26 protein-coding genes are annotated in these 22,320 nt (G+C 67.8%); 7 read left to right on the forward strand and 19 right to left on the reverse strand.

Annotation, left to right across the window (positions count from 1 at the left end; translation table 11 throughout):
- The first annotated feature begins 137 nt into the window (after nt 1–137).
- A complete protein-coding gene (locus FBZ88_RS16845; RefSeq protein ID WP_145618378.1) occupies nt 138–1,043 on the forward strand; it encodes a ketopantoate reductase family protein in 906 nt (301 codons plus the stop codon).
- Here the strand turns inward: FBZ88_RS16845 and FBZ88_RS16850 are convergent.
- Nucleotides 1,040–2,242 (reverse strand): acyltransferase family protein, encoded by a 1,203-nt coding sequence (locus tag FBZ88_RS16850; RefSeq protein WP_145618379.1) that lies wholly within the window; start codon nt 2,240–2,242, stop codon nt 1,040–1,042. The two genes, FBZ88_RS16845 and FBZ88_RS16850, sit on opposite strands and share 4 nt — an antisense overlap.
- Nucleotides 2,243–2,413: 171 nt before the next feature.
- Here FBZ88_RS16850 and FBZ88_RS16855 point away from each other — a divergent pair, with 171 nt between their 5' ends.
- Nucleotides 2,414–2,764, forward strand: coding sequence for an antibiotic biosynthesis monooxygenase (locus FBZ88_RS16855; protein WP_088875342.1), 351 nt, complete (start codon nt 2,414–2,416; stop codon nt 2,762–2,764).
- On the opposite strand, the gene FBZ88_RS16860 is transcribed toward FBZ88_RS16855, so the two are convergent.
- Complete coding sequence (locus tag FBZ88_RS16860; RefSeq protein ID WP_145618380.1) at nt 2,765–3,349, reverse strand: TetR/AcrR family transcriptional regulator; 585 nt, start codon at nt 3,347–3,349, stop codon at nt 2,765–2,767.
- 208 nt (nt 3,350–3,557) lie between these two features.
- On the opposite strand from FBZ88_RS16860, the gene FBZ88_RS16865 reads away from it, so the two are divergent.
- Both FBZ88_RS16865 and FBZ88_RS16870 read left to right on the forward strand, forming a co-directional pair.
- Nucleotides 3,558–4,655 carry an HlyD family secretion protein gene (locus FBZ88_RS16865; RefSeq protein ID WP_246138707.1) on the forward strand — a complete coding sequence of 366 codons (1,098 nt, stop codon included), beginning with the start codon at nt 3,558–3,560 and terminating at the stop codon, nt 4,653–4,655.
- A gap of 42 nt (nt 4,656–4,697) precedes the next feature.
- Nucleotides 4,698–6,281, forward strand: coding sequence for an MDR family MFS transporter (locus FBZ88_RS16870; RefSeq protein WP_145618381.1), 1,584 nt, complete (start codon nt 4,698–4,700; stop codon nt 6,279–6,281).
- Between the two features lie 92 nt (nt 6,282–6,373).
- Here the strand turns inward: FBZ88_RS16870 and vapC are convergent, their stop codons facing one another.
- From vapC to FBZ88_RS16940, 14 genes are all read right to left on the reverse strand, one after another.
- Nucleotides 6,374–6,781: a type II toxin-antitoxin system tRNA(fMet)-specific endonuclease VapC gene (vapC, locus tag FBZ88_RS16875; RefSeq protein WP_145618382.1), complete on the reverse strand. Its 408-nt coding sequence runs from the start codon at nt 6,779–6,781 to the stop codon at nt 6,374–6,376.
- On the reverse strand, nt 6,781–7,005 hold the full coding sequence (gene vapB / locus FBZ88_RS16880) for a type II toxin-antitoxin system VapB family antitoxin (RefSeq protein WP_040849228.1): 225 nt from the start codon (nt 7,003–7,005) through the stop codon (nt 6,781–6,783). The genes vapC and vapB overlap by 1 nt, the downstream gene beginning before the upstream one ends.
- A gap of 98 nt (nt 7,006–7,103) precedes the next feature.
- Nucleotides 7,104–7,694 carry a hypothetical protein gene (locus tag FBZ88_RS16885; protein ID WP_145618383.1) on the reverse strand — a complete coding sequence of 197 codons (591 nt, stop codon included), beginning with the start codon at nt 7,692–7,694 and terminating at the stop codon, nt 7,104–7,106.
- Entirely contained in the window at nt 7,691–8,233 is a 543-nt protein-coding gene (locus FBZ88_RS16890; RefSeq protein WP_145618384.1) for an RNA polymerase sigma factor, read from the reverse strand. The genes FBZ88_RS16885 and FBZ88_RS16890 overlap by 4 nt, the downstream gene beginning before the upstream one ends.
- A gap of 204 nt (nt 8,234–8,437) precedes the next feature.
- Entirely contained in the window at nt 8,438–8,812 is a 375-nt protein-coding gene (locus FBZ88_RS16895) for a group III truncated hemoglobin (RefSeq protein ID WP_211102700.1), read from the reverse strand.
- Between the two features lie 125 nt (nt 8,813–8,937).
- Nucleotides 8,938–9,105 carry a cbb3-type cytochrome oxidase assembly protein CcoS gene (gene ccoS / locus FBZ88_RS16900; protein ID WP_145618386.1) on the reverse strand — a complete coding sequence of 56 codons (168 nt, stop codon included), beginning with the start codon at nt 9,103–9,105 and terminating at the stop codon, nt 8,938–8,940.
- Nucleotides 9,105–11,324: a cation-translocating P-type ATPase gene (locus FBZ88_RS16905; RefSeq protein ID WP_145618387.1), complete on the reverse strand. Its 2,220-nt coding sequence runs from the start codon at nt 11,322–11,324 to the stop codon at nt 9,105–9,107. Before FBZ88_RS16905 ends, ccoS begins: the two co-directional genes overlap by 1 nt.
- A 9-nt stretch (nt 11,325–11,333) precedes the next feature.
- The gene (locus FBZ88_RS16910; protein ID WP_145618388.1) at nt 11,334–12,134 is read right to left on the reverse strand and encodes a DUF2189 domain-containing protein; all 801 of its coding nucleotides are present in this window, start codon (nt 12,132–12,134) and stop codon (nt 11,334–11,336) included.
- A gap of 30 nt (nt 12,135–12,164) precedes the next feature.
- A complete protein-coding gene (locus FBZ88_RS16915; RefSeq protein ID WP_145618389.1) occupies nt 12,165–12,356 on the reverse strand; it encodes a hypothetical protein in 192 nt (63 codons plus the stop codon).
- Complete coding sequence (gene ccoP, locus FBZ88_RS16920; RefSeq protein WP_211102701.1) at nt 12,353–13,294, reverse strand: cytochrome-c oxidase, cbb3-type subunit III; 942 nt, start codon at nt 13,292–13,294, stop codon at nt 12,353–12,355. The genes FBZ88_RS16915 and ccoP overlap by 4 nt, the downstream gene beginning before the upstream one ends.
- Nucleotides 13,291–13,455, reverse strand: coding sequence for a cbb3-type cytochrome oxidase subunit 3 (locus FBZ88_RS16925; protein ID WP_145618390.1), 165 nt, complete (start codon nt 13,453–13,455; stop codon nt 13,291–13,293). The genes ccoP and FBZ88_RS16925 overlap by 4 nt, the downstream gene beginning before the upstream one ends.
- A 6-nt stretch (nt 13,456–13,461) precedes the next feature.
- Nucleotides 13,462–14,235: a cytochrome-c oxidase, cbb3-type subunit II gene (ccoO, locus tag FBZ88_RS16930; protein ID WP_145618391.1), complete on the reverse strand. Its 774-nt coding sequence runs from the start codon at nt 14,233–14,235 to the stop codon at nt 13,462–13,464.
- A gap of 5 nt (nt 14,236–14,240) precedes the next feature.
- Complete coding sequence (gene ccoN, locus FBZ88_RS16935) at nt 14,241–15,908, reverse strand: cytochrome-c oxidase, cbb3-type subunit I (protein ID WP_145618392.1); 1,668 nt, start codon at nt 15,906–15,908, stop codon at nt 14,241–14,243.
- Between the two features lie 419 nt (nt 15,909–16,327).
- Nucleotides 16,328–16,846 carry a hypothetical protein gene (locus FBZ88_RS16940; RefSeq protein WP_145618393.1) on the reverse strand — a complete coding sequence of 173 codons (519 nt, stop codon included), beginning with the start codon at nt 16,844–16,846 and terminating at the stop codon, nt 16,328–16,330.
- Nucleotides 16,847–17,089: 243 nt separating this feature from the next.
- On the opposite strand from FBZ88_RS16940, the gene FBZ88_RS16945 reads away from it, so the two are divergent.
- Nucleotides 17,090–18,013 (forward strand): LysR family transcriptional regulator, encoded by a 924-nt coding sequence (locus FBZ88_RS16945; protein WP_145618394.1) that lies wholly within the window; start codon nt 17,090–17,092, stop codon nt 18,011–18,013.
- Nucleotides 18,014–18,030: 17 nt separating this feature from the next.
- On the opposite strand, the gene FBZ88_RS16950 is transcribed toward FBZ88_RS16945, so the two are convergent.
- Nucleotides 18,031–18,453, reverse strand: coding sequence for an organic hydroperoxide resistance protein (locus FBZ88_RS16950; RefSeq protein WP_145618395.1), 423 nt, complete (start codon nt 18,451–18,453; stop codon nt 18,031–18,033).
- A gap of 211 nt (nt 18,454–18,664) precedes the next feature.
- Nucleotides 18,665–19,117 carry a carboxymuconolactone decarboxylase family protein gene (locus tag FBZ88_RS16955; protein WP_145618396.1) on the reverse strand — a complete coding sequence of 151 codons (453 nt, stop codon included), beginning with the start codon at nt 19,115–19,117 and terminating at the stop codon, nt 18,665–18,667.
- 123 nt (nt 19,118–19,240) lie between these two features.
- Here FBZ88_RS16955 and pdxR point away from each other — a divergent pair, with 123 nt between their 5' ends.
- Nucleotides 19,241–20,662, forward strand: coding sequence for a MocR-like pyridoxine biosynthesis transcription factor PdxR (gene pdxR, locus FBZ88_RS16960; protein WP_145618397.1), 1,422 nt, complete (start codon nt 19,241–19,243; stop codon nt 20,660–20,662).
- A gap of 7 nt (nt 20,663–20,669) precedes the next feature.
- Here pdxR and FBZ88_RS16965 read toward each other — a convergent pair whose 3' ends face one another.
- Nucleotides 20,670–21,299 (reverse strand): hypothetical protein, encoded by a 630-nt coding sequence (locus FBZ88_RS16965; protein WP_145618398.1) that lies wholly within the window; start codon nt 21,297–21,299, stop codon nt 20,670–20,672.
- A 280-nt stretch (nt 21,300–21,579) separates the two neighbouring features.
- Between FBZ88_RS16965 and FBZ88_RS16970 the strand changes: the two genes are divergently transcribed.
- Nucleotides 21,580–22,125 carry a cysteine hydrolase family protein gene (locus FBZ88_RS16970; RefSeq protein ID WP_145618399.1) on the forward strand — a complete coding sequence of 182 codons (546 nt, stop codon included), beginning with the start codon at nt 21,580–21,582 and terminating at the stop codon, nt 22,123–22,125.
- Nucleotides 22,126–22,320 lie beyond the last annotated feature (195 nt).

Genomic DNA, 22,320 nt, shown 5'->3' on the forward strand with positions numbered 1-22,320 from the left:
GCGGGATCCGGCCAGGCGGATGCGCTTTCGGCGGGGGAGGGATGAGCGATGGGCCGTTGCGCCGCTTCCCTGTCCCCCGCACCTTAACCGCAACGCCGCGTAGCGAAAGACGCGCCACCACACGGAGGATACGCAGGATGAACATCGGTGTCATGGGGGCCGGCGCGGTCGGCTGCTTCTTCGGCGGGCTGCTGGCCCGTGCCGGCCATGCCGTCACCCTGGTGGGCCGGCCGGCCCTGGTGGAGGCGGTGCGCGCCCACGGCCTGCGGCTGCAGATGAAGGATGGGTTCGACGGCCAAATCGCTATCGGCGCCGCCACGGGGCCGGAGGCGCTGGCCGATGCCGACTTGGTGCTGTTCTGCGTGAAGTCCGCGGATACCGAGGCGACAGGGCGCGCCATGCTGCCTCATCTGAAGCCGGGTGCGGTGGTGCTGGCGATGCAGAACGGCGTCGACAACGCCGAACGGCTGGCCGCCGTGCTGGGCCGGCCGGTGGTGCCGGTGGTGGTGTATGTCGCGACCGACATGGCGGGGCCGGCCCATGTGCGCCACCATGGCCGGGGCGACCTGATCCTGGGCACAGGCCCGGACAGCGGGCGGGTGGCCGAGATGCTGCGGACGGCCAACATTCCGGCCACGGTGTCGGCCGGCGTCACCGCCGCCCTGTGGGACAAGCTGATCATCAACTGCGCCTACAACGCCATATCGGCGGTGGCGCAGGTGACCTACGGCACCATGGTGACCGTGCCCGAGGTACGTGCCGTCATGGCCGACGTGGTGGCGGAGGCTGTGGCCGTGGCGCGCGCCCGCGACATCGCCGTGGGCGACGACATCCTGGATCGCGTCATGGCCCTGGCCGCGGCCATGCCCAACCAGTTCTCCTCCACCGCCCAGGATCTGGCGCGGGGCAAGCGGAGCGAGATCGATTACCTGAACGGCCACATCGTGCGCCAGGGTGCTGCCCTGGGCATCCCCACGCCGGCCAACCGGGCGCTGCTGGCCCTGGTCAAGCTGCTGGAGGCCAAGGCCGCCCTGACCGTCTAAAGCCGCACATGCAGGCCCCTGCGGTGCAGGGGCAGCAGCGCCAGCACCACCAGGCTCAGGATGCCCAGCGCACAGGCGAAGGATGCCAGGTATGGGTCGGCGATGACGGCCACCGACAGCCCATCGCCCCAAGCCTGTGGGGTGATGGGCCCTTGCGCGGTGACGATGAAGGGCACGCCGCCGATGGCGCTCAGACTCTGTGACAGGGTGAAGGCCAGGATGGCGTTGCCGCCCAGCACGCGGAAGGGGAAGCTCAGCGCCTGGGGGAGGGCGGCGGGCCCTTGGTCGAGCAGCACCGACAGGACGACCAGGACAGCCAGGGAAAAGCCGCTGCTGAACAGGGCGAAACTGCTGGTCCAGATGCGCTTGTTGATGACCAGCACGGGGTCCAGCGCCAGGCCCGCCATCATCAGCAGGACGGCGGCGACCAGCAGGTTCAGGCGGCTTTTGGATGCCTTCAGCGCCGTGCCGGTCAGCACGCCCACCAGCACGTTGACGGTGGCGGGCAGGGTGGACAGCAGGCCTTCGGGATCATAGACGACGGCGCCGGCCGCATCGGTGCCGTAAGGCCACAGATGAGGCACCGTGAAGACGCCGCGGTCGATCCAGGATGGCAGGTTGCCGCCGGGGTCCAGATGCCCCGCGCCGATGCCGGGCACCGGCACCCAGGCCAGCACCGCCCAATAGCCCAGCAGGACCACCGCCATGGCGACCAGCAACGCCCGCCGGTTCACCGTGCTCCCCGCATCCGGACCCGTCCTGGCGGTCGCGAGGCACAGCGTGGTGGCCAGGGTGTAGCACAGGGCGATGCGCTGCAGGATGCCGGGCAGGCGCAGATGCGGCAGGTCGAAATAGGGCAGGGCGTTCAGCACCACGCCCAGGGCGATCAGGGTCAGGGCGCGCCGCGCGATCTTGGCCCGCGCCGCCCGCTTGTCCCGCGTCAGCTTGCCGAACGACAGCGCGATCGCCAGGCCCACGCTGAACAGGAAGGTGGGGAACACCATGTCCGCCAGGGTCCAGCCGTCCCAGGGGGCGTGCTTCAGCGGTGCGTAGGCCTTGTCCCAGTCCCCGGGGCTGACCACCAGGATCATGCCGGCGACGGCCAGGCCGCGCAGCACGTCCAGCGAGGGCAGGCGGTTGGTCGCTGAGGCGCGTGCGGCGCGGTGTGCGCCGGATGGCGTGGTGGCGGCGATGGTCATGACGTTCCGGTTCTCCCCGATCTTTTATGGGGCGCACCATGACATGTTCTGACAACGTTGTCACATGAGATTTCACCAAGGCCGGCGAGGCTATTTTCCTGCTTGACCTCAACTTATATTGAGGTCTTAGCGTGCGGGGGCCTTTGAACGATCCGGTTGGAGCCAGCCCCCATGAACACCCATGCCCCCGTGTCCTCCTGCGCGGACGCCAGTCACCGCTATCGCATCGACAAGTTCACCGTGCCGGCGGCGGCGCGCGATGCCTTTATCGAGCGTATCCGCTTCATCGACGGCTTCCTGCATGATCAGCCCGGCTGCCTGCAGCATGGCCTGTATGAATGGCGGCTGGATGATGGCGACTACGGCGTCGTCACCTTGGTGCAGTGGGAAAGTGAGGAGGCCATGGCCGCCGCCAAGGCCCGTGCGGCGGAGGAGTACCGGCGTCAGGACTTCAACCCCGGCGCCTTCCTGGCCCAGTGGGGCATCAAGGCCGACATGGGCAGCTACATGCGCCTAGGTTGACTAGGCGGCCGGTTTGGCGGCGATGCCGTTCACCAGGATGTCGATGACGCCGTCCATCCAGGCGTCATCGGTGGGCACATGCAGCAGCAGCTGGTGGTAGATGGCGCCGAAGGTCAGGTCCAGGATGGTGTGCGGCGCCACGCCCGGGCGGATGGATCCGTCCTGGATGCCCCGTTCCAGCAGGGGCACCACCTCCGCCCGGCGGGGGGCCACCAGGTTCTCCTTGAACAGGCGCAGGGTTTCCGGGTCGCGCTGACATTCCGCCAGGATGCCGGCCATGATGGGGCCGGTGCTGCCCCGCATGGCCCGCGCCACCGACTTCAGCAGCCGGCGAAACTCCGCCAGGGCATTGTCGCCCTTGGGTTCCAGCGACAGCTCCCGATTCAGCATGTCGAGCGTCGCCTCCATGGCGATGGCCCCCCGGCTGGGCCACCAGCGGTACAACGTGCTGCGCGAGGCGCCTGCCCGGGTGGCCACCTTGTCCAGGGTCAGCCGTGCCAGACCCTCTTCCCGCAACAGCTCATAGGTCGCCTTCAGGATGGCGGCGTGGCTGGCGTCGCTGCGAGGGCGACCGACGGGGGCCATGGTGGTTCTCCTCAGCAATGGCCCGGGGTTTGAGGCGTGCCCGGGCACTCACCTCACCATAGGCCCCATTCGGGGGCGGGGCGAGAGCGGTGAGACATTACGGCACAGCATGTCTCGCATTCAAAGGCGGCGCTGCTCGTTAATTACGAAACGATGCAACTTGTATCGAAATTTGAACCCACCCTTTCTGGTTCCTCAGGAGATTTCCATGGTCGACATCACTGATACCGCCGCTCCCGCTGTCGCCGGTGCCCGTGTCGGCGGCATCTTCAAGCGCATCCTGCTGGCCGGTGTCGGCATCGCCGCCCTGGCCGCCGCAGGCCACTATGGTTTGGACTATTGGCGCATCGGCCGGTTCCTGGTGGAGACGGACGACGCCTACGTCGATGCCGACGCCTCCACCATCGCGCCGCACGTTTCCGGCTACATCGCCAAGGTGTTGGTGGACGACAACCAGGTGGTCAAAGCGGGCCAGCCTTTGGCCGTCATCGATGACAAGGACCTGAGGACGGCGCTGGACCAGGCCCGTGCCGCCCGCCAGATGGCGGAGGCCAAGGTGGCCAACATCCAGGCGCAGATCACCCTGCAACAGGCCCTCATCGACCAGGCCGCCGCCCGCCGGGTGTCGGCCAAGGCGGCGGCCACCTTCGCCGGCCAGGACAGCGACCGCTTCAACCAGCTGGTCACCACCGGCGCCGGCAGCGCGCAGAAGGCGCAGCAGGCGACCTCCGTGCGCCAACAGGCGGATGCCGACCTCAGCACGGCCGAGGCCGGCCTTGTTGCCGCCCGCCAGCAGGTGGAAGTGCTGAAGACCCAGAAAGTCACGGCGGAGACGGAGGTGGACGAGGCGCGCGCCGCGGAGCACCAGGCCGAACTGAACCTGGGCTACGCCACCATCACCGCCCCGGTGGACGGTGTGGTGGGTGCCCGCTCCGTCCGCGTCGGCCGCTATGTCCAGGCGGGCACACAGCTGATGGCGGTGGTGCCGCTGCAGCAGGTCTATGTCGTCGCCAACCTCAAGGAAACCCAGCTGACCGACGTGAAGCCGGGCCAGCCGGTGGACATCGCCGTCGATACCTATCCCGGCGTCGTCGTCCATGGCCGGGTGGACAGCATCTCCCCCGCCAGCGGGCTGAAGTTCGCGCTGCTGCCGGCGGACAACGCCACCGGCAACTTCACCAAGATCGTCCAGCGCGTGCCGGTGAAGATCACGCTGGACGCCTACGCCGCCGCCGGCAAGGGCGCGGTGCAGCTGCGCCCCGGCATGTCCGTGGAACCCACCATCAACACGAAGGACGCGGACTGACGACCCGTCCCGCTCAACCCGTCGCGTCCAGGAGTGAGGGTCATGGCAAACGCAGTTTCACAGGCGGCACCCGCCGGCGCTGAAGCGCCCACCAGCTTCAAGACCTGGTTGGCGGTGGTGGGGTCGATGATCGGCGCCTTCATGGCGGTGCTGAACATCCAGATCACCAACGCCTCCCTGCCCGACATCCAGGGCGCCATCGGCGCCGGCATCGACGACGGCGGCTGGATCTCCACCTCCTACCTGGTGGCGGAGATCGTGGTCATCCCGCTGACCGGCTTCCTGGTGCCGGTGTTCTCGCTGCGCCGCTATCTGCTGGCCAACACGGCCCTGTTCCTGGTGCTGTCGGTGGCCTGCGCCTTCGCGGGCAACCTGCAGCAGATGATCCTGCTGCGCGCCCTGCAGGGCTTCTTCGGCGGCGTGCTCATCCCGCTGGCCTTCACCATCACCCTGACCATGCTGCCCCGGTCGAAGCAGCCCATCGGCCTTGCGCTGTTCGCCCTATCCGCCACCTTCGCGCCCGCCATCGGCCCCACCATCGGCGGCTACCTGACCCAGACCTACGGCTGGCAGTACATCTTCTACGTCAACGTCGTGCCCGGCGCTGTCATGCTGGCCGCTCTGTTCCCCACCCTGCCGGCGGCGCCCATGAAGCTGTCGCTGCTGAAGAAGGGGGATTGGCCCGGCATCGCCACCCTGGCCATCGGCCTGGCCGCCCTGCAGACGGTGCTGGAGGAAGGCAACAAGGACGACTGGTTCGGCTCCCCCTTCATTGTGAAGCTGTCGGTGGTGGCGGTGCTGTCGCTGGCCGCCTTCCTGTGGGTCGAGCTGACGGCGGCCAACCCGCTGCTGAACCTGCGGCTGCTGACCCGCCGCAATTTCGGCCTGGGCAGCGTCAGCAACATCATCCTGGGCATGGCGCTCTATGGTTCGGTCTTCCTGCTGCCCAGCTACCTGTCGCAGATGCAGGGCTACAACTCGGAACAGGTGGGCGAGGTGCTGGCCTGGACCGGTTTTCCCCAGTTGCTCATCATTCCCTTCGTGCCCTTCCTGATGAAGAAGGTCGATGCCCGTATCCTGGTGGGCGTAGGCTTCGTCCTCTTCGCCGCCAGCTGCTTCCTGAACATCCATTTGTCCAAGGACTACGCCGCCGACCAGCTGGTCCTGCCCAACGTGGTTCGCGCCGTGGGCCAGTCCCTGGTGATGACGCCCCTGTCGGCGCTGGCCACCGGTGGCATCGAGCGTGAGAATGCCGGCTCCGCCTCCGCCCTGTTCAACATGATGCGCAACCTGGGCGGCTCGGTCGGCATCGCCGGCCTGCAGACCATCCTGACCAAGCGGGAACAGTTCCACTCCACCGTCATCACCACCCATGTGACGGGCTTCAGCGAAGCCACGGCCGACCGCATCCAGGAACTGCAGGAACGCTTCCTCTCGGTGGGCGGCGTCGATCCGGACCTCGCCTGGAACCAGGCGGTGCAGGCCATCGGCAAGTCGGTGAAGCTGCAATCCTTCCTGCTGGCCTACAGCGACGCCTTCTACCTCATGGGCGGCGCCCTGGTGCTGGCCCTGCTGGCCGCCCTGATGATGAAGAAGACCAGCGGCGGCGGGGCGGGGGCACATTGAGCTGACGCTGAAATCGGAAACGTTCCCATCCACCACGGGTGGGGGCGTGTCCTATTTTAAGGCGGCCCTACCCCACCGGAATCCGGTTCAGATCAGGTGTCTAGCCAGTCCTCGCAGCGTAGCCCATCCACGCGCCGGAACTCCCTCAGGTTTCCCGTCACGACAACCAAGCCCTGGCTGCGCGCATGAGCGGCGATCATCAGGTCATAGGGGCCGATCAGGCATCCTCGACGTTCCAGGTCCACGCGGATATCGCCGTAGTGGGATGCCGCATCGTCATCGAAGGGCAGTACCTCAAGGCGGGCAATGAGGCGCTCGACCTTGTCCCGGTTTTGCGTCGGCTGCGTGGACTTGGCCGCGCCATGGAACAGCTCCGCCAAGGTGACGGTCGAGATGCAGAGGCCGCCGGGGCCGGCGGCGTTGAATCTTGCGCGCGCCGCCGGTGGCCTGTCCCGCAGCACCCGGATACAGACGTTGGTATCCAACATGTAGCGCAACATCAAAGCTCTTCCCGGGCCTGATGCTCGGGTTGGTCTCGGTCAGGGAAATCCGCCGCGGGCTCATCGAAGAAGTCGTCCCAAAGGCCGTCAGCCGGTACGATGATGCGCTTCTTGCCTTCCCGGATAATGACCACCTCCCGCACGTCCGCCGGGAAGGAGACGTCTTTGGGCAGGCGAACGGCCTGGCTGCGATTGGATTGGAAAAGAGTGGTGCGGACCGCCATGGCGTGCCTCCGTGCCGGGATACCCACAGCGTATATCCCGGCACGGATATGTCAATGGGATATACGCCTGTTCCGTCGGCGGCTGGCGTCATCGGACCTTATCCCCTCAGCATCCGGTCCAGATCGTTGATCTGGTTCTGAAGGCGAGCCGCGCCAAGCAGGCTAACCAGCACGACGATGGCCAACATCAGCAGGCCGATGACGCCGCCCAGGATGATGAAGGTATGGTCGAGGTCCAGCGGCCGCCCGCCGGCATGATCCTGCCGATAGCGGCCGACATAGATCAGGATCAGCCCGGGCAGGAACAGGGGAAGGTCGCGGCGCCAGAAGGCGGCTGCGCCCCGGTACTGGCGGACCAGGGCGTCGCGGTAGGCATCGACCACCGTCCGGGCGTCGCCCCCGGCAGCCCGCGCATTGCCCCGCTGGTGCAACCGCCACATGGTCCAGCCCAAGGCCAGGATGGTCAGCGCGCTGCCCAGCTTGATCATCCAGCCGGGGAACAGCCAGATGTAAAACGCGAAGATCGCGGCCGCGACGGCGGTCCCAATGTATTCCCGCAGGTTGCGGCGGCGGATCTTGCGTTCGAAGGCGGCGGCCTTGGCGCGGATTTCGTCGAGGGTCACGGGTGGAATCTCCTGTTCCTGGGTTTGCCACAAGGCTTTCAGGGTGTCGGCGGGATCGGCCGTCATTTCGGGCCTCCCTTCTGCGCGGGTGCGGGTTGGAAATGCCGTGCCAGCACGGCCTTGGCGCGGTGGATCTTGGTGGTGACGGCGCCAGGCGACAGGCCGGTGACCTCGCCGATGGCGGCCCCGTCCTCCCCTTCCAGGTACAACAGCATCACCTGCTGGTCCGGGGCCTTCAGCCGGCGGATCAGGTCATATAGCCGGCTCAGGGTCTGTTGCCGGTCGGCCATCTGTTCGGGGTTGTCGGGGGCGGCCAGGCCATCCAGTTCTTCCAGGCTGACCAACTTGCCGGGGCGTGAGCGGCGTTGGCGCAGGATGTGGGTGGCCCCGGTGTTGTGGGCCAGACGGAACACCCAGGTGCGCAGGGCCGCGCGCCCGTCGAAACCGTCCAGGCTGCGCCACAGGGCCAGGTGGATGTCCTGCAGCAGGTCGCGCGCCAGGTCCGGGTCGCGCTCATAGGCGCGGGCCAGTCGCTCCAGCGCCGGGCCGAACTGGGCGACCGCCTGCTGGTATCGCGTGTCCCGGCTGTCCTGCCCGCCGTCCATGACCCATCCCTTGGCATCAGTGATGACAAGGTAGTCCGGAACGCGGGGAATTTCTTACGGGCGCCGTATGGAAAAAAAGCCCCCACCCCTAGCCTTTACCTGAACGGGGGGCGAAAGGTGGGGGGTGGCCAGTCACTGATGGCGGGAAGGGGTGTCGCCGCCATCAGTTTCCTCGGGCGGGGCCGAAGAAACGGGGAAGGGGGTTCAGGCGGCCGGGCGGTAGAACAGGCCCAGCTGCAGGCTGGTGGCGATGCGGGCGGCCTTGGCCAGGGCATCGGCCGCCGCGTCAGGCGGGAGCACGTCGGTGGTGGCCTCCGACCACAGGGCTAGCCAGCGGTCGAACAGGGCGGGGGTCAGGCGTTCCAGGTGCTTCAGGTGCGCCGCCATGGGGTTGCCCTTGTAGCGTTCACCCGTGTGCCGCTCCGGCGACAGCAGCAGGGCCGACCAAAACGCCGTCAGGGTTCCCAGATGATGGTCCCAGTCGTGGATGGCGTGGTTGAACACCGGCCCCAAATCGGGATCGCGGCGCACCCGGGCATAGAACTGGGAGACTAGGGTGGCGATCAGCGGCTCATCCATCACTTGGCCTAAAAGCATGTATTTTTGATGAATGTTATTATGCCGCCAGAAAGATGCAACAGGGATATTTGTTTTGGCGCCGCCGGCATGCGGCCGGCGCATCGCGCGGCAACCAAGCCGCGGGATCAGTCAGGTGATTGGTCGGCCAGGGGCGTGTCGTCATCCTGGTACAGGATGCGCTCCGCCGCCCCCTGCATGTCCTCATATTGGCCGTTGCGCAGCGTCCACAGGAAAGCGCCCAGGCCGCCGGCACCCATGGCCAGCGCGATGGGGATCAGGAAGAAATAGCCCATCACGCCCCCGCTCCCATCGCTGGGTTGGCCGGCTTGGGCAGGCCCCAGTCCAGGCGCAGGGCGTTGGCCACCACGATGATGGAGGACAGCGACATGGCCAGTGCCGCGATCAGGGGCGAAACATGGCCCAGCACCGCCACCGGCACGGCCGCCGCGTTATACAAGATGGCCAGCGCGAAGTTTTGGCGCACCAGCCGCCCCGCCCGGCGGCAGACGGTCACCGCAAGGGGCACCGCCCCCAGGCTGTCACGCAGGAAGACAAAGTCGGCGGCGTTGCGCCCCACCTCCACCGCGTTGGCTGGCGCCATGGAGACATGGGCCGCCATCAGGGCCGGCGCGTCGTTCAGGCCATCGCCCACCATCAGCGCCTTGCGCCCCGCCCGGGCGATGTCCGCCAAGCGGGCGGCCTTTTCCCCGGGCGGGACAGCGGCCTTGTAGTCGGTGATGTCCAGCCGGCCGGCGAGGTCCGCGACCGCCAGCACCTGGTCACCCGACAGCACTTCGACGGCCAGACCCTGGGCACGCAGGCGGGCCATGGCGGCCCCGGCGTCGGGGCGCACGTCGTCCTGGAAGCGGAAGCCGGCCAGCCGCCGGCCGTCACGGGACAACACGACGTCGTCGCCGTCGTCCCGCTCCGCCGCCGCCCAGCCGGGTCGGCCCAGGCGGTAGACATGGGTGCCGACCATCGCCTCCATCCCCAGGCCCGGTAGCTCGGCCACCTGATCCAGGGTGGGCAAGGGCAATCCCGTGCCGGCGGCGGCCAGCGCCCGCGATCGGGGATGGCTGGAATGGGCGCCTAGGGCGGCGGCCAAGGCCAGCACGGGCGGATCGACATCACCCGTCCCCAGGCGCGGGCTGCCCAGCGTCAGGGTGCCCGTCTTGTCGAACACCACGGTGTCGATCTCGGCCAGCCGTTCCAGGGCCGACCCGTCCTTGACCAGGATGCCCCGGTCGAACAGGTGGCGGGCGGCCACCACCTGCACCATGGGTACCGCCAGGCCCAAGGCGCAGGGGCAGGTGATGATCAGCACGGCCACGGCGATGGTGATGGCCCGGTGGATGTCGCCTGCCGTCGCCATCCAGCCAATGAAGGTCAACAGGGCGGTCAGGTGGACCACGGGCGCGTACAGGCGGGCGGCACGGTCGGCGACGCGGCGATAGGTACCGCGGCCGGACTCCGCCACCTCCATCAGGCGCACCATTTCCGCCAGGAAGCTATCGGCGGCGGCGGCCGTGGCGCGCAGGGTCAGCGGCCCCGTCAGGTTCAGGGTGCCGGCCTGTACGGTGGTGCCGGGCTCCGCCCCTTGTGGTGCCGACTCTCCCGTCACCAGGGCGCGGTCGATGTCGGACCGGCCGGCGATGACCTTCCCATCCACCGGCACCCGCTCCCCCGCCGGCAACAGCACGGTCATGCCGGGACGGATGTCGGCCACGGGTAGATAGCAGCGGGTGCCGTCGTCCAGCACCACGGTGGCGCCCCGGGGTGCCAGCCGGGCCAGCCCCTTTACCGCCGTGCGCGCCTTTTCCCGCATCATGTGGTCCAGCGTGCGACCCACCAGCAGGAAAAACAGCAGCGAGGTGGCCGCGTCGAAATAGGCCTGGTCGCCATGATGCAGCGTATCGTACAGGCTCATGCCATAGGCCAGCAGGACGCCCAGCGAGATGGGCACGTCCATGTTGGTCTGGCCCCGTCGTAGCGCGCGCCAGGCGGAGCGGAAGAACACCCGCCCGGAATAGCAGAGGGCCAGCAGCGCGATCACGGCGGAGATGCCGTGGAACAGGTCCCGTGTGGCCGGCTCCGCCCCCGACCAGATGGAGACGGAGAACAGCATGATGTTGCCGGCGGCGAACCCGGCCACGGCCAGCGCCCGTACGTGCGCCGCCAGCACCGGGTCCCTGGCCGATGCCCCGCCCGCGTCCGCGTCGTTCAGGTGGGCGCTGAAGCCCAGGCGGGTCAGCGTTTCCATCAGGGGCGGCGGCGTCCCTTCATCCCGCCAGCGCACCGTCAGGCGCTTGGTCGACAGGTTGACGCGCGCGGCCGCTACGCCGGGCAGCCTGCCCACCGCACGCTCGATGCGCTGCACGCAGCCGCCGCAATGGATCTCCGGCACCGAAAGCTCGGTCTGCAGCAGCTTCGGCCCCACGCTGCGGCTGGCCAGACGGATCTCCTCCGCCTTGACTGGGGCGTCATGGGTGCCGGGCAAGGTCAGGACGGCCATGGGGCGGCCTCAGGGCTGGCGGATGGCGATATAGGCGTGCCAGGTGGCGTGGCCCAGCAGCGGGAAGGCCAGGATCAGGCCGATCATGCCCGGGATCAGGGCCAGGACCAGGATAACCAGCACGATGGCGCCCCAGGCGATCATGGGCCGCCGGTTGTTCCACACCAGCCGGATGCTGGTGCCCATGGCGGTGAAGGCGTCCAGCCGCTCATTCAGCAGCATGGGCACGGAAAAGACGCTGACGGCGAAGCTGAAGGCGGCGAACAGGCCGCCGATGAGGGTGCCCACCAGCAGCATCCACCAGCCGGTGGCCGTGCCGAACAGCATGGACGCCACATGGTCCAACCCAGGGAAGGGCAGCACCCCGAAGAACAGGGCGTAGATCAGCACCGCCGAGCGGAACCACAGAGTGAGCAGCAGGCACAGCAGCACGCCGATGAAGAAGATCTGCAGACCCGACCGCGCCTGCACCAGGATCATGTAGGCCAAGTCCACCCGCTGCCCCTCCGCCCGGCGGCGGCTTTTCTCATAAAGGCCGGTGGCGATGACCGGCGCCACGATCATGAAGCCCGCCAACGCCGGGAACAGGAAATAATCCAGCCCCAGGCGGAACAGCCCGCCTACCAAGCCGATGGAGATGAGGAAGACGGCGGCCCCATAGGCCAGGCTGGGCAAGGGATTGTCGCGCAGGTCGTCCCATCCCTTCATCAGCCAGCCCAAGGCCGCTCCCGACGGCAGATGGCGTGCCAAGTCGTAGGCCGGCGGCTGGCTCGGCAGGATGGGGGGCAGGACATCGTCAAGGCTGTTCATGCGGATCACCCTCGAACTGGCGGGACGCGGTCAACAGGAGGACTGGGCGGCGCTGAGACTGGAGGCGCCGGGCGCGGTCCCTGGCTTCTGGTGGGGCACGCAGCCGGGCCAAGAAGATCGCGCCACATGGATCAGGTGGGCGTTGGCCAGGGCGAAGATTCCGACACCCCCCGCCACCAGCAGGGCGATGCTCCAGCGCGGTTTCAGGCGGCCGAGCCTCATGGCACCGTACCCTCGCTAGCCTTCACCGCAGCGCTGTCGGCCGGCGCCCCCTTGCGGCCCAGATCCAGCACGTAGAGCGTCAGCACCTTGCGGTCCAGCGCGGTCAGCCGCGCCTCCCAACTCGGCATGTGGCCCTGCCGGCCATTATAGACCGTCTCGAACACCGTTTCCTTGTCGCCACCGTACAGCCAGATGGCATCCGACAGGTTGGGTGTCCCCATGGCCGTCTGGCCCTTGGCATCCTCGCCATGGCAGGCGGCGCAGTTGGCGGCGAACAGGTCCTTGCCGGCGGCCACCTTGGCCTGGTCCTCCTTGTCCACTGGCCCGGAGAGGGAGCGGACATAGGCGATGACGGTCAGGATGTCGGCCCGGGGCAGCATCTGGTCATGGCCGAAGGCCGGCATCTGGGACACACGGCTGTCGGGGTGGGTGGAATTGATGCCCACGCGGATGGTCTCGAACACCGTGTCGGGGTCGCCGCCCCACAGCCAGTCATTGTCCGTGAGGTTGGGGAAGCCCTTGTTGCCCGTGGCGTTCAGGCCGTGGCAGACGGCGCAGTTGTCGCCGAACAGGGTGTGGCCGCGCTGGCGCACGTCGGCCATCAGGGCGGGGTCGGCCTGGATGGTGGCGTAGTCCGCCGCGGCCACCTTGGCCATCCATTCCGGCGCATGCGCCGCCGCCTGCTGCAGCTTGTGCTCCACCGTGCGGCGCTGGTCCACGCCCAGCAGGCCCTTGGTGTAGGTGTGGCCCAGGGGCCAGGCCGGCATCAGGATCCAATAGCCGACGCCGAACAGGAAAGCGATGGTCAGGAAGAACCACACCGGCTTGGGCACCGGTGTGTTCAACTCGGTGATGCCGTTCCATTCGTGGCCTGTGGTCATGTGGCCGGTGTGCGGATCGCGCTTGGGCGCATGGTCCATATGGTCTGGCTGGCTCACGGCGTGTCCTCCTCCCGCAGGATACTGCGCGCCGCCTCGGGGAAGCGGGTCTTGGTGCCGGGCCAATAGGTGTAGGCCAGCACGCCCACGGCCATGGCCAGCAGGTAGAACAGGCCGAAGGATTTGGAGAGCATGACGACCAGATCGTGCAGGTTATCCATCGCGCCTCACTCCCCCGCCGCCGTGGGTATGGCGCCGGCGGCGCCCGCCTTCTCCCACGCCGCCTGTTCCTTGGCGGCGGCGTCGGTCAGGTGCCCCAGGATCTGCAGGTAGGCCACCAGGGCGTCCATCTCCGTCACCTCTCCGGTGTTGCCATCAAAGGCGCGGATTTGCGTGGCGCCGCCGTAGCGCTCCTGCAGGCCGGCGTCGTCCGTGCCGGGCGTGGCTTGGGCGATGGCGTCCTTGGTCGCATGCTCAATCATGGCGTCGGTGTAAGGCACGCCCACCTTGCGCAGGGTGGCCAGGTGCCGACCCAAGTCGTCGGTGCGCAAGGCCGTGCGCTTCAGGAAGCGGTAGGCCGGCATGACGGAGACGGAGACGACGTCGCGCGGGTTGTTCAGGTGCGCCACATGCCATTCGTCGGAGTACTTGCCGCCCACGCGGGCAAGATCCGGCCCGGTGCGCTTCGATCCCCAGAGCATGGGGTGGTCGTATTTGGATTCCACGGCCAGGGAATAGGGACCGTAGCGTTCCACCTCATCCCGGAGCGTGCGGATCATCTGCGAATGGCAGGCGTAACAGCCCTCGCGGATGTAGATGTTGCGGCCGGCCACCTCCAAGGGTGTGTAGAGGCGCATGTCGGGGGCGGCCTCTACCGTTTCGCCGATGGTGAACAGGGGGGCGATTTCCACCATGCCGCCCACGGCGGCGACGCAGATGATGGCGATGACGAAACGCAGCGCGTGGCGTTCCAGGCGGTAGTGGAAGCTGAAGATGGACATCGGCCTCACTCCCCCGCCACGGCGGGCGCCGGCAGTGCGGCTATGGGCACATCCAATGCGGCGGGGTCGGGCGCCGGCTGGGCCGTGGCTGGCGCGGCCGGGCGGATGGTCATCCACACGTTGTAGGCGCCGATGCCGGCCCCGGCGAGGAAGAACAGGCCGCCGATGGCGCGGGCGATGTAGTAGGGGTGCATGGCCACCAGGCTGTCCACGAAGGAATAGGCCAGCGTTCCGCTTTCATTGTAGGTCCGCCACATCAGCCCCTGGATGATGCCGGAATTCCACATGGCGAAGACGTAGATGATGGTGCCGAACAGGGCCAGCCAGAAGTGCCACTCCACCAGCCTGGGCGAATACATCTGTGGCCGTTTCCACAGCCAGGGCGTCAGCGTGTACAGCGAGCCGAAGGTGATCATGGCGACCCAGCCCAGGGCGCCCGCGTGCACATGGCCGATGGTCCAGTCGGTGAAGTGGGAGAGGGAGTTCACCTCGCGGATCGCCAGGAAGGATCCCTCGAAGGTGGTCAGGCCGTAGAAGATGGCGGCCACCATCATGAAGCGCAGGGTGGCGTCGTCGCGCACCTTGTGCCAGGCGCCGTTCAGGGTCAGCAGGGCGTTGCCGGCCGAGGCCCACGATGGGATCAGCAGCATGAGCGAGAAGGTCATGCCCAGCGTCTGCACCCACTGCGGCAGGGCGGTGTAGTGCAGGTGGTGGGACCCCGCCCACATGTACATGAAGGTGATGCCCCAGAAGCTGATGATGGACATGCGGTAGCTGAAGATGGGGCGCCCCGCCTTCTTCGGCAGGTAGTAGTACATCATGCCCAGGAAGCCGGAGGTCAGGAAGAAGGCCACGGCGTTGTGGCCGTACCACCACTCCGTCATCGCGTCCTGCACGCCGGAAAAGGCGGAGTAGCTCTTGGCGTGGTCCAGGCCGATGGGCACCGCCAGGTTGTTGACGATGTGCAGCAGGGCCACCACCAGGATGAAGGCCATGTAGTACCAGTTGGCCACGTAGATGTGCGGTTCCTTGCGCCGCGCCAGGGTGCGCAGGTAGATGGAGAAATAGACCACCCACACGATGACCAGCAGCAGGTCGTCGTACCACTCCGGCTCGGCATATTCCTTGGACTGGGTGATGCCCATGAGGTAGCCGGTGGCGGCCAGCACGCAGAACAGGTTGTAGCCCACCAGCACGAACCAGGGGCTCAACTGGTCGGGCAGGCGGGCGCGGGCCGTGCGCTGCAGCACATGGAAGGACGTGGCGATCAGGGCGTTGCCGCCAAAGCCGAAGATGACGCCGCTGGTATGCACCGGCCGCAGACGGCCAAAGCTGGCCCAGGCGGCGTCGAAGGTCATGTCGGGATAGGCCAGCAGCCAGGCCACCCAGTCGCCCACGAACATGCCGACCACGGCCCAGATCATGGTCAGGACGATGCCGGCCTTGCTGGGGTCGTCATAATACCGCGACAGGCGGGCGGCATCCGGCTCGGGCGCGCCGATGCCGCCGATGACCGCGAAGGCCAGGGCGACGGCGATGCCGACCACCAGCAGGCCGTGCACGCCCACCGGGTCACCGGCGCCCACGACGCCGAAGGTCAGACCCAGCAGGGCCAGCGCGATCAGCAGGCCCAGGGCCAGCTGGCGTTCAAATACCGTGAGTTGTGCGACCATGGCTCCCCCCGTGGGGCCCCCTGCGGCTGGCGTTGCGGTCGGACGGCCGCCAGGACGGCGGCTATAAGATTCATCTACAATATGTGTTTATGCGTTGCTTTGCGTATTGGAAAGGAAATTATATCACCCCATCAAATGGATGCGCCTCATCACGGTTTTGTGAGCGCATCATTTGGCGATTAATAGGGCGTTTTATAAAGGCCTTATGGCTGTATCAGAGCCGTTATGGTTGGGCTAACGGCCCGTTCCCTGCATAAAACGTATGGTCGAAAATCCTTCGGCGCGCCACGGGACACTTTCGCCGATGGACGCTGGAATTCAAGCATCGCCCGGTGTGCTTGCGGGCAACGCAACAAAGGCGGCATCCCCGCCGCAACGGGGAACGCCACCTGGTGCGAAAAGACCTTGAAAGGGGCTTGTCAGGCCCGGGCGCGCCGGGCGCTGGCCGTCGCCAGCCACCCCCCGGCCAGCCGGCAGGGAACCAGCATCAGCAGGGTGGCGGCAGCGGCCACCTGCAGGCGCTGCAGCAAGGCCGCCAGCAGCAGGCGGGGATGGTCGGCCCACATCAGGAAATCCGGCACGTCCATGCGCAGCGGATGCTGCACGGTGCCGAGCTCGGCCAGAGAGCCCAGGGCGGCACCGCCGCCAAACAGGGGCACCAGCACCATCAGCGCTTGGGTGGCGCCCTGCAGCAGGGGGAAGGGGGTGGCACTGCTGCGGCCCAGGGCCAGGCGGGCCAGGGCCAGCAGCAGAACGGCGGCGCCCAGCATCTGGTTGACCTCGCGCAGCGCCGCCTCGCTGGTGGTGAAGGAAACGGCATGCAAGCTCAGGCTCAACGCCGACACCTCATGGGCCAGGGCCAGTCCCATGGACAGGCGGTCGCGGGGCAGCAGGGCGGAGATCAGGGGGCGGATGGCCAGGGCGGGTAGGGTGGTCATCGGGCAAACCTCCGGCTGTCCGGGCGTGAGCCCGGCGTCTGGAACGCGGCGCTGGTTGGGAAGGCGGGTGGGGGATGGCCCCCGGAGTTGATGGCTTAGGTGTACTGTGGGGCGGCGTCGCGGATAAGGCAGCGCGCCGGCACTTCATTGATGAAGAAAAGCGACTAATGTGGGGGCCACGGGGCGTTTTGGGCCCTGATGATGCGTTCCGGGGAACGCACTGTTGCCGTTTGGGGATAGCTGATGCCGCATTTGCCGGATTTCGAGGCCTGGGCCGTCTTCGCCAAGGTGGTGGAGCGGGGGTCGTTCTCCGCCGCCGCCGAGGACCTGGGCCTGTCCAAGACCACGGTGTCCAAGATCATCACCCGGCTGGAGGAGCGGATGCGCACCACGCTGCTGCACCGGACCACCCGCCAGCTGTCCCTGACGGAAAGCGGCCGGTCCGCCCTGAGCCGGGCCAGCCGCATCCTCAGCGACGGCGCCGCCATCGAGGAAGACATTTCGGAAGAGGCGGCGACGCCGCGCGGCACCGTCAAGATCGCCGTGACCATCACCTTTGGCTTGGAACACCTGGCGCCGGTCATTCCGGACTTCATCGCCAAGTATCCGGAGGTGGGCGTCGACCTGCACCTGACCGACGATGCCATCGACATGGTGGCCGAGGGCTATGACCTGGCGGTGCGCGTGGGGGCGGCGGCTGATTCCTCCCTGCTGATCAGTCGGCTGTTCTCCTTCCGGCTTCCCGTCGTGGCGTCGCCCGCCTATTTCGAGCGTCGCGGCAGGCCGGCGCATCCCCGGGATCTGGAGGGGCATGAGGCCCTGCTGTTTTCCCACGTTCCCGACCATGCCCACTGGCGTTTCCAGCATCCGGAGCATGGCAGCCTGGTCGTGCCGGTCACGGGCCGTTTCCACGTCAACAACGGCTTGGCGGCCGTTCCGGCGCTGGTGGCCGGCATGGGCATCACCGTACTGCCGGAATCCTTCGTCTGGCGGGAACTTGAGGACGGCCGGCTGGAAGAGGTGCTGGCCGACTGGACGGTGCCCTCCATCCCCGTCAACATGCTGACCCCGCCCCGCCGGGTGCGGCCGGCGCGGGTGCGCGTGATGATCGAATTCCTGCGCCAGCGCTTCATGACCATGCCCTGGGCGCGCGGGGTGGAGGTGTAGCGGCGAAGCGCGGCCGGTCAGAACAATTCCAGCCGCACGTCCAGGCCGTTGCGGGTGGCGTGGGAATAGGGGCAGGCGATGTGGGCCTGGCGCACCAGGTCCTTGGCCACATCCGGATCCACGCCAGGCAGGCTGATGGTCAGCGTCACGTCCAGGCCATAGCCCTGGCCATCGTCGCGCTTGCCGATGCCGACCTCCGCACTGACGGTGCTGTCGTCCGCCAGTTTGACCTTGCGGCCGGCGGCGACGGACTTCAAAGCGCCCAGGAAGCAGGCGGCGTAGCCGGCGGCGAACAGTTGCTCCGGCGTGTTGCCGTCACCGCCCTTGCCGCCCAGCTCGCGCGGGGCCGCCAGGGTCACGTCCAGGCCGCCGTCGGCCGTCCGCACCCTGCCGGTGCGACCGCCAGTGGCGATGGCGCGGGTCTGGTACAGGGTCTTCATGGGCGGCGGGCTCCTGACGGGTTTAGGGCGGTAAGGCCCCCCTTTGAAATAGCGCCGCCGCCCGGGCCGGAATATCGCCCAGTGACCACATCACTGTTGACGAAAGGAAACCAATGCACGGCAAAGTTGCCGTACTGGCGTTGACATTGTGATAGAAACGGCAACAGGCGGGCGGCCGTGGACCGCCCGCCTGTTGGCATGATGGATCTGTTCAAACCTTCGCGGCGGCCGGCACGGCGCGGAAGCTGATGGCCATGCGGTTGTAGGCGTTCATCAGGCCGATGGCGATGGTCAGGTCGGCCAGCTCCTTGTCGCTGAACCGCGCGCGGGCGGCCTGGAACTCCGCGTCCGGCACGGCGGTCTCGGCCACGCGGGTCACCGTCTCCGCCCAGCGCAGGGCCGCCTGCTCCTGCTCCGTGAACAGGGCGCCGGCCTCATGCCAGGCCGGGACCAGCACCAGCTTTTCCACGTCCAGCCCGCCCTTCAGCAGGTCGCGGGAATGCATGTCGATGCAGTAGGCGCAGCCGTTGATCTGCGAGACGCGCAGATAGACCAGGTTCACCAGCTGGGCGGGCAGGCCACTCTGGGTGATGTAGCCGTAGACACCGCCCAGGGCCTTCATGCCGGCGGGGGAGGCATTGGCGTAGTCGAGACGCAGGGTCATGATCCGTTTCCTTATGGCTGTCTGTCGTGTCGGAAGGCGGCGGGGGGCCGTTAACAAGAAGATGCACCCGGCATGGATCAGGAAATAGGACCAAGAATTATCAAAAAGATTGTACCATGGTCCATGGACACCGACCTTTCCATCGTCCTGGACCGGGCGGCGGCGATGCCGCTGGCGGCCCAGATCCACGGCGCCCTGCGTCAGGCCATCCTGGGCGGGCGGCTGGCCGCCGGCGCCCGCCTGCCATCCTGGCGCGATCTGGCGGCCCAGCTGGGCGTGGCGCGCGGCACCGTGCGGGTGGCCTATGAGCGGCTGATGGATGAGCAGCTGGTGGTGGGCATGGGGGCGGCCGGCACCCGGGTGGCGCGCTGGCCGGTGCCCGACCTGCCGCCGGTGCCGCCGCCGGCGGAGACCTTGCCCATGGCGGCCTTCTTCCATGACTTCGAGGGCACGCCGCTGGCCTTCCAGATGGGCGTCCCGGCCCAGGACGCCTTCCCCTATACCCAGTGGTCCCGCGTCCTGGCGCGCGCGGCGCGCACGGCGGCCCAGGCGCCGGTGGGCTATCCCGACCCGCGCGGCCATCCCGAGCTGCGGCACGCGGTCGCCGCCTACCTCGCGATCGCCCGCGGCATCCAGTGCGCGCCGGGCCAGGTGCTGGTGACCAACGGCTATGCCGGGGCGCTCAACCTGGCTGTCCGCGCCCTGGGGCTGGAAGGCAGGGCGGCGTGGATGGAGGAACCGGGCTTCCCGCTGACCCGCACAGCCCTGTCGCTGGCCGGCATGCGGCCGGTACCCGTGCCGGTGGACGGCCAGGGGCTGGACGTCGCCGCCGGGGTGGCGGTGGCCCGTGATGCCGCGCTGGCGGTGGTGACGCCGGGGCAGCAGGCGCCCCTGGGCATGGCGCTGTCGCTGGCCCGCCGCATCACCCTGCTGGACTGGGCCCGCCATACCGGCGCCTGGGTGTTGGAGGATGATTACCTGAGCGAGCTGCAACTGGCCGGCCGGGCAGCGCCCGCCCTGGCGGCGGTGGACCACGCGGCGGGCGGTGACGCCCGGGTGCTGCACGCGGGCACCTTCAGCAAGACCATCAGCCCGGCCCTACGCCTGGGCTTCCTGGTGGTGCCGGCCGCCCTGGCCGGCCATTTCGGCGACGTGGCCGCCTGCCTGTCGCCGGCCCCGGCGGCCCCGGTGCAGCGGGCCGTCGCCGCCTTCCTGGCGGAGGGGCACTACCTGCGCCACCTGCGGCGCATGAAGCGGCTGTACGCTGCCCGGCGAGCCACGCTGCTGCGCGCCCTGGATGGTCTGCTGCCGGTACGGGCCACGGCCGGCCTGTCGGTGGTGGTGTCGCTGCCTCCGGGCACCAATGATATCGCCATCGCCAACCAGGCCCTGGCCTTCGGCATGGCGCCGGTGCCGCTGTCGCCGTGGTACGTGGCCGAGGGTAACGGTCAGGCCGGCCTGCTGCTGGGCGTCAACAACTTGAACGATCGCCACCTGGCCGCCGACTGCGGACGACTGGCGGAGTTGGTGGCACGCTTCGGATGAGGGGAGGCTACAGCGGTAGCGCGTCGATCGCGCGGATTAAGCCACTATAATCCCGACGGTTGATGGGCAGCTTCGTTTCATTCTCTGCTGCGACTACGGCGGAGAAATACGGCACGCTCCAGTCCCACAGAACTCGATTATTGGTTATTTTGGCCGCTATTGGGATCATGAAAGGTCCAAGGTGGCGGAAAAGGCGCTTGTCGCAGGCGTAGGCGACGGCGGTCTCCAGGTCAGCCAGTGCCGACAGCCGGGCTTCTTCGGCCAGAAGATGTTCCCTGATTTCTTCCTGGGTAGCGATGATGCCGGATGGGGAACCGGGACTGATGTCTTCCTGCGCCAGATAGAAATGGCGTTCGTCCTCCCAGAACAGGCCCCAGAGCCACAACCGGAACATGCCGATATGCCTGTCGGGCCAGCCTGCGTTCGAGGCACCACTGATCAAGGCCTTGTTCAGAACGTCGAAGCGCAGGCCGGACGTGTAGCTCAGATGATGCCATATCCCCGACATCAGGGCGGTCACATGCACGCCCTTGGCGACGGTTTTGCGCAGGCCATCTCCGTGCTGGGCGTCGCGATAGCCATCAGGATGCAGGCTGGCCCGCAGAAAGGCGCGGGTGTCACGGTAGTAGTCGGCCATGCTGTCCCCTCTTGGGCAATGTAAACACGGCGCAGGTGCGTCCGTCACTAAGACGCTTGACGCCGTCCACGCCCACCCGGCATGGTGCCCGTCATGAACGCCCTGTCCTCCATCCTTGTGGCCGCCCTGACCACCAAAACCATCACCACCACCGCCATCGGCGGGCGGCGCGGGATGGGCTTGTCGGCGTAAAGCCAGGTCGTTCCGCAACCCCCGCCCTAACGGGACGGGGGAGATGGCCAAAGGCGCCTCCGTTCCAAGACCCGAACGGAGACCCCTCATGAGACCCCAACACTCCCGTCGTTCCTCCTCCGCCCTCATCGTCCTCGACATGCAGGTCGGCTTGCTGCATGGCCCCGTGCCGGCCCATGGCGGCGCCGGCGTCGTGGTGCGCATCCAGGACATGGCCGACCGCGCCCGCAAGGCCGGCGGCATGGTGGTCCTGGTTCAGCACGACGGCCCGGAAGGGTCGCGCGCCGCGCCCGGTTCCGCCGATTGGCAGCTTGTGGAACAGCTGGCGCCCCAGGCCGGCGACCTGGTGGTGCGCAAGTCGCGGCCCAGCGTGTTCGCCGGCACGGAACTGGCTGCCCTGCTGCGCGACCACGGCATCGGCCGCGTGGTGCTGTCGGGCATGAAGACGGAATATTGCGTCGACGCCTCCTGCCGCGCCGCCCGTGATTTGGGCTTCGAGGCCGTGCTGGCCGGTGACGCCCACACGACGATCGACACGCCGGTCCTGGCCGCGGGGGCCATCATCCACCACCACAACCTGACGCTGGGCGGCCCCTTCGCCCAGGTGATGGCCGCGGCGTCCGTGGGGTTTTGACGGGGCTTCCGGCCTGCCCATCCGCCGCTGTCCAAAATACCCAGGTAGGGACAAGTGATGGAAAAGACGCAGGTTTGTTGAGCACCCTCCATTTCGCGCCCGCTGGTCACCGTTTGGTCACAGGCCAAGGCCAACCCCGGCACGCTTGAAAGGGGCGGCGCCCACTCAAGGGCGCGCCCAGATCAAGGCGGGGAG

It is taken from the genome of Nitrospirillum bahiense, from assembly GCF_007828025.1.
Lineage (GTDB): Bacteria > Pseudomonadota > Alphaproteobacteria > Azospirillales > Azospirillaceae > Nitrospirillum > Nitrospirillum amazonense.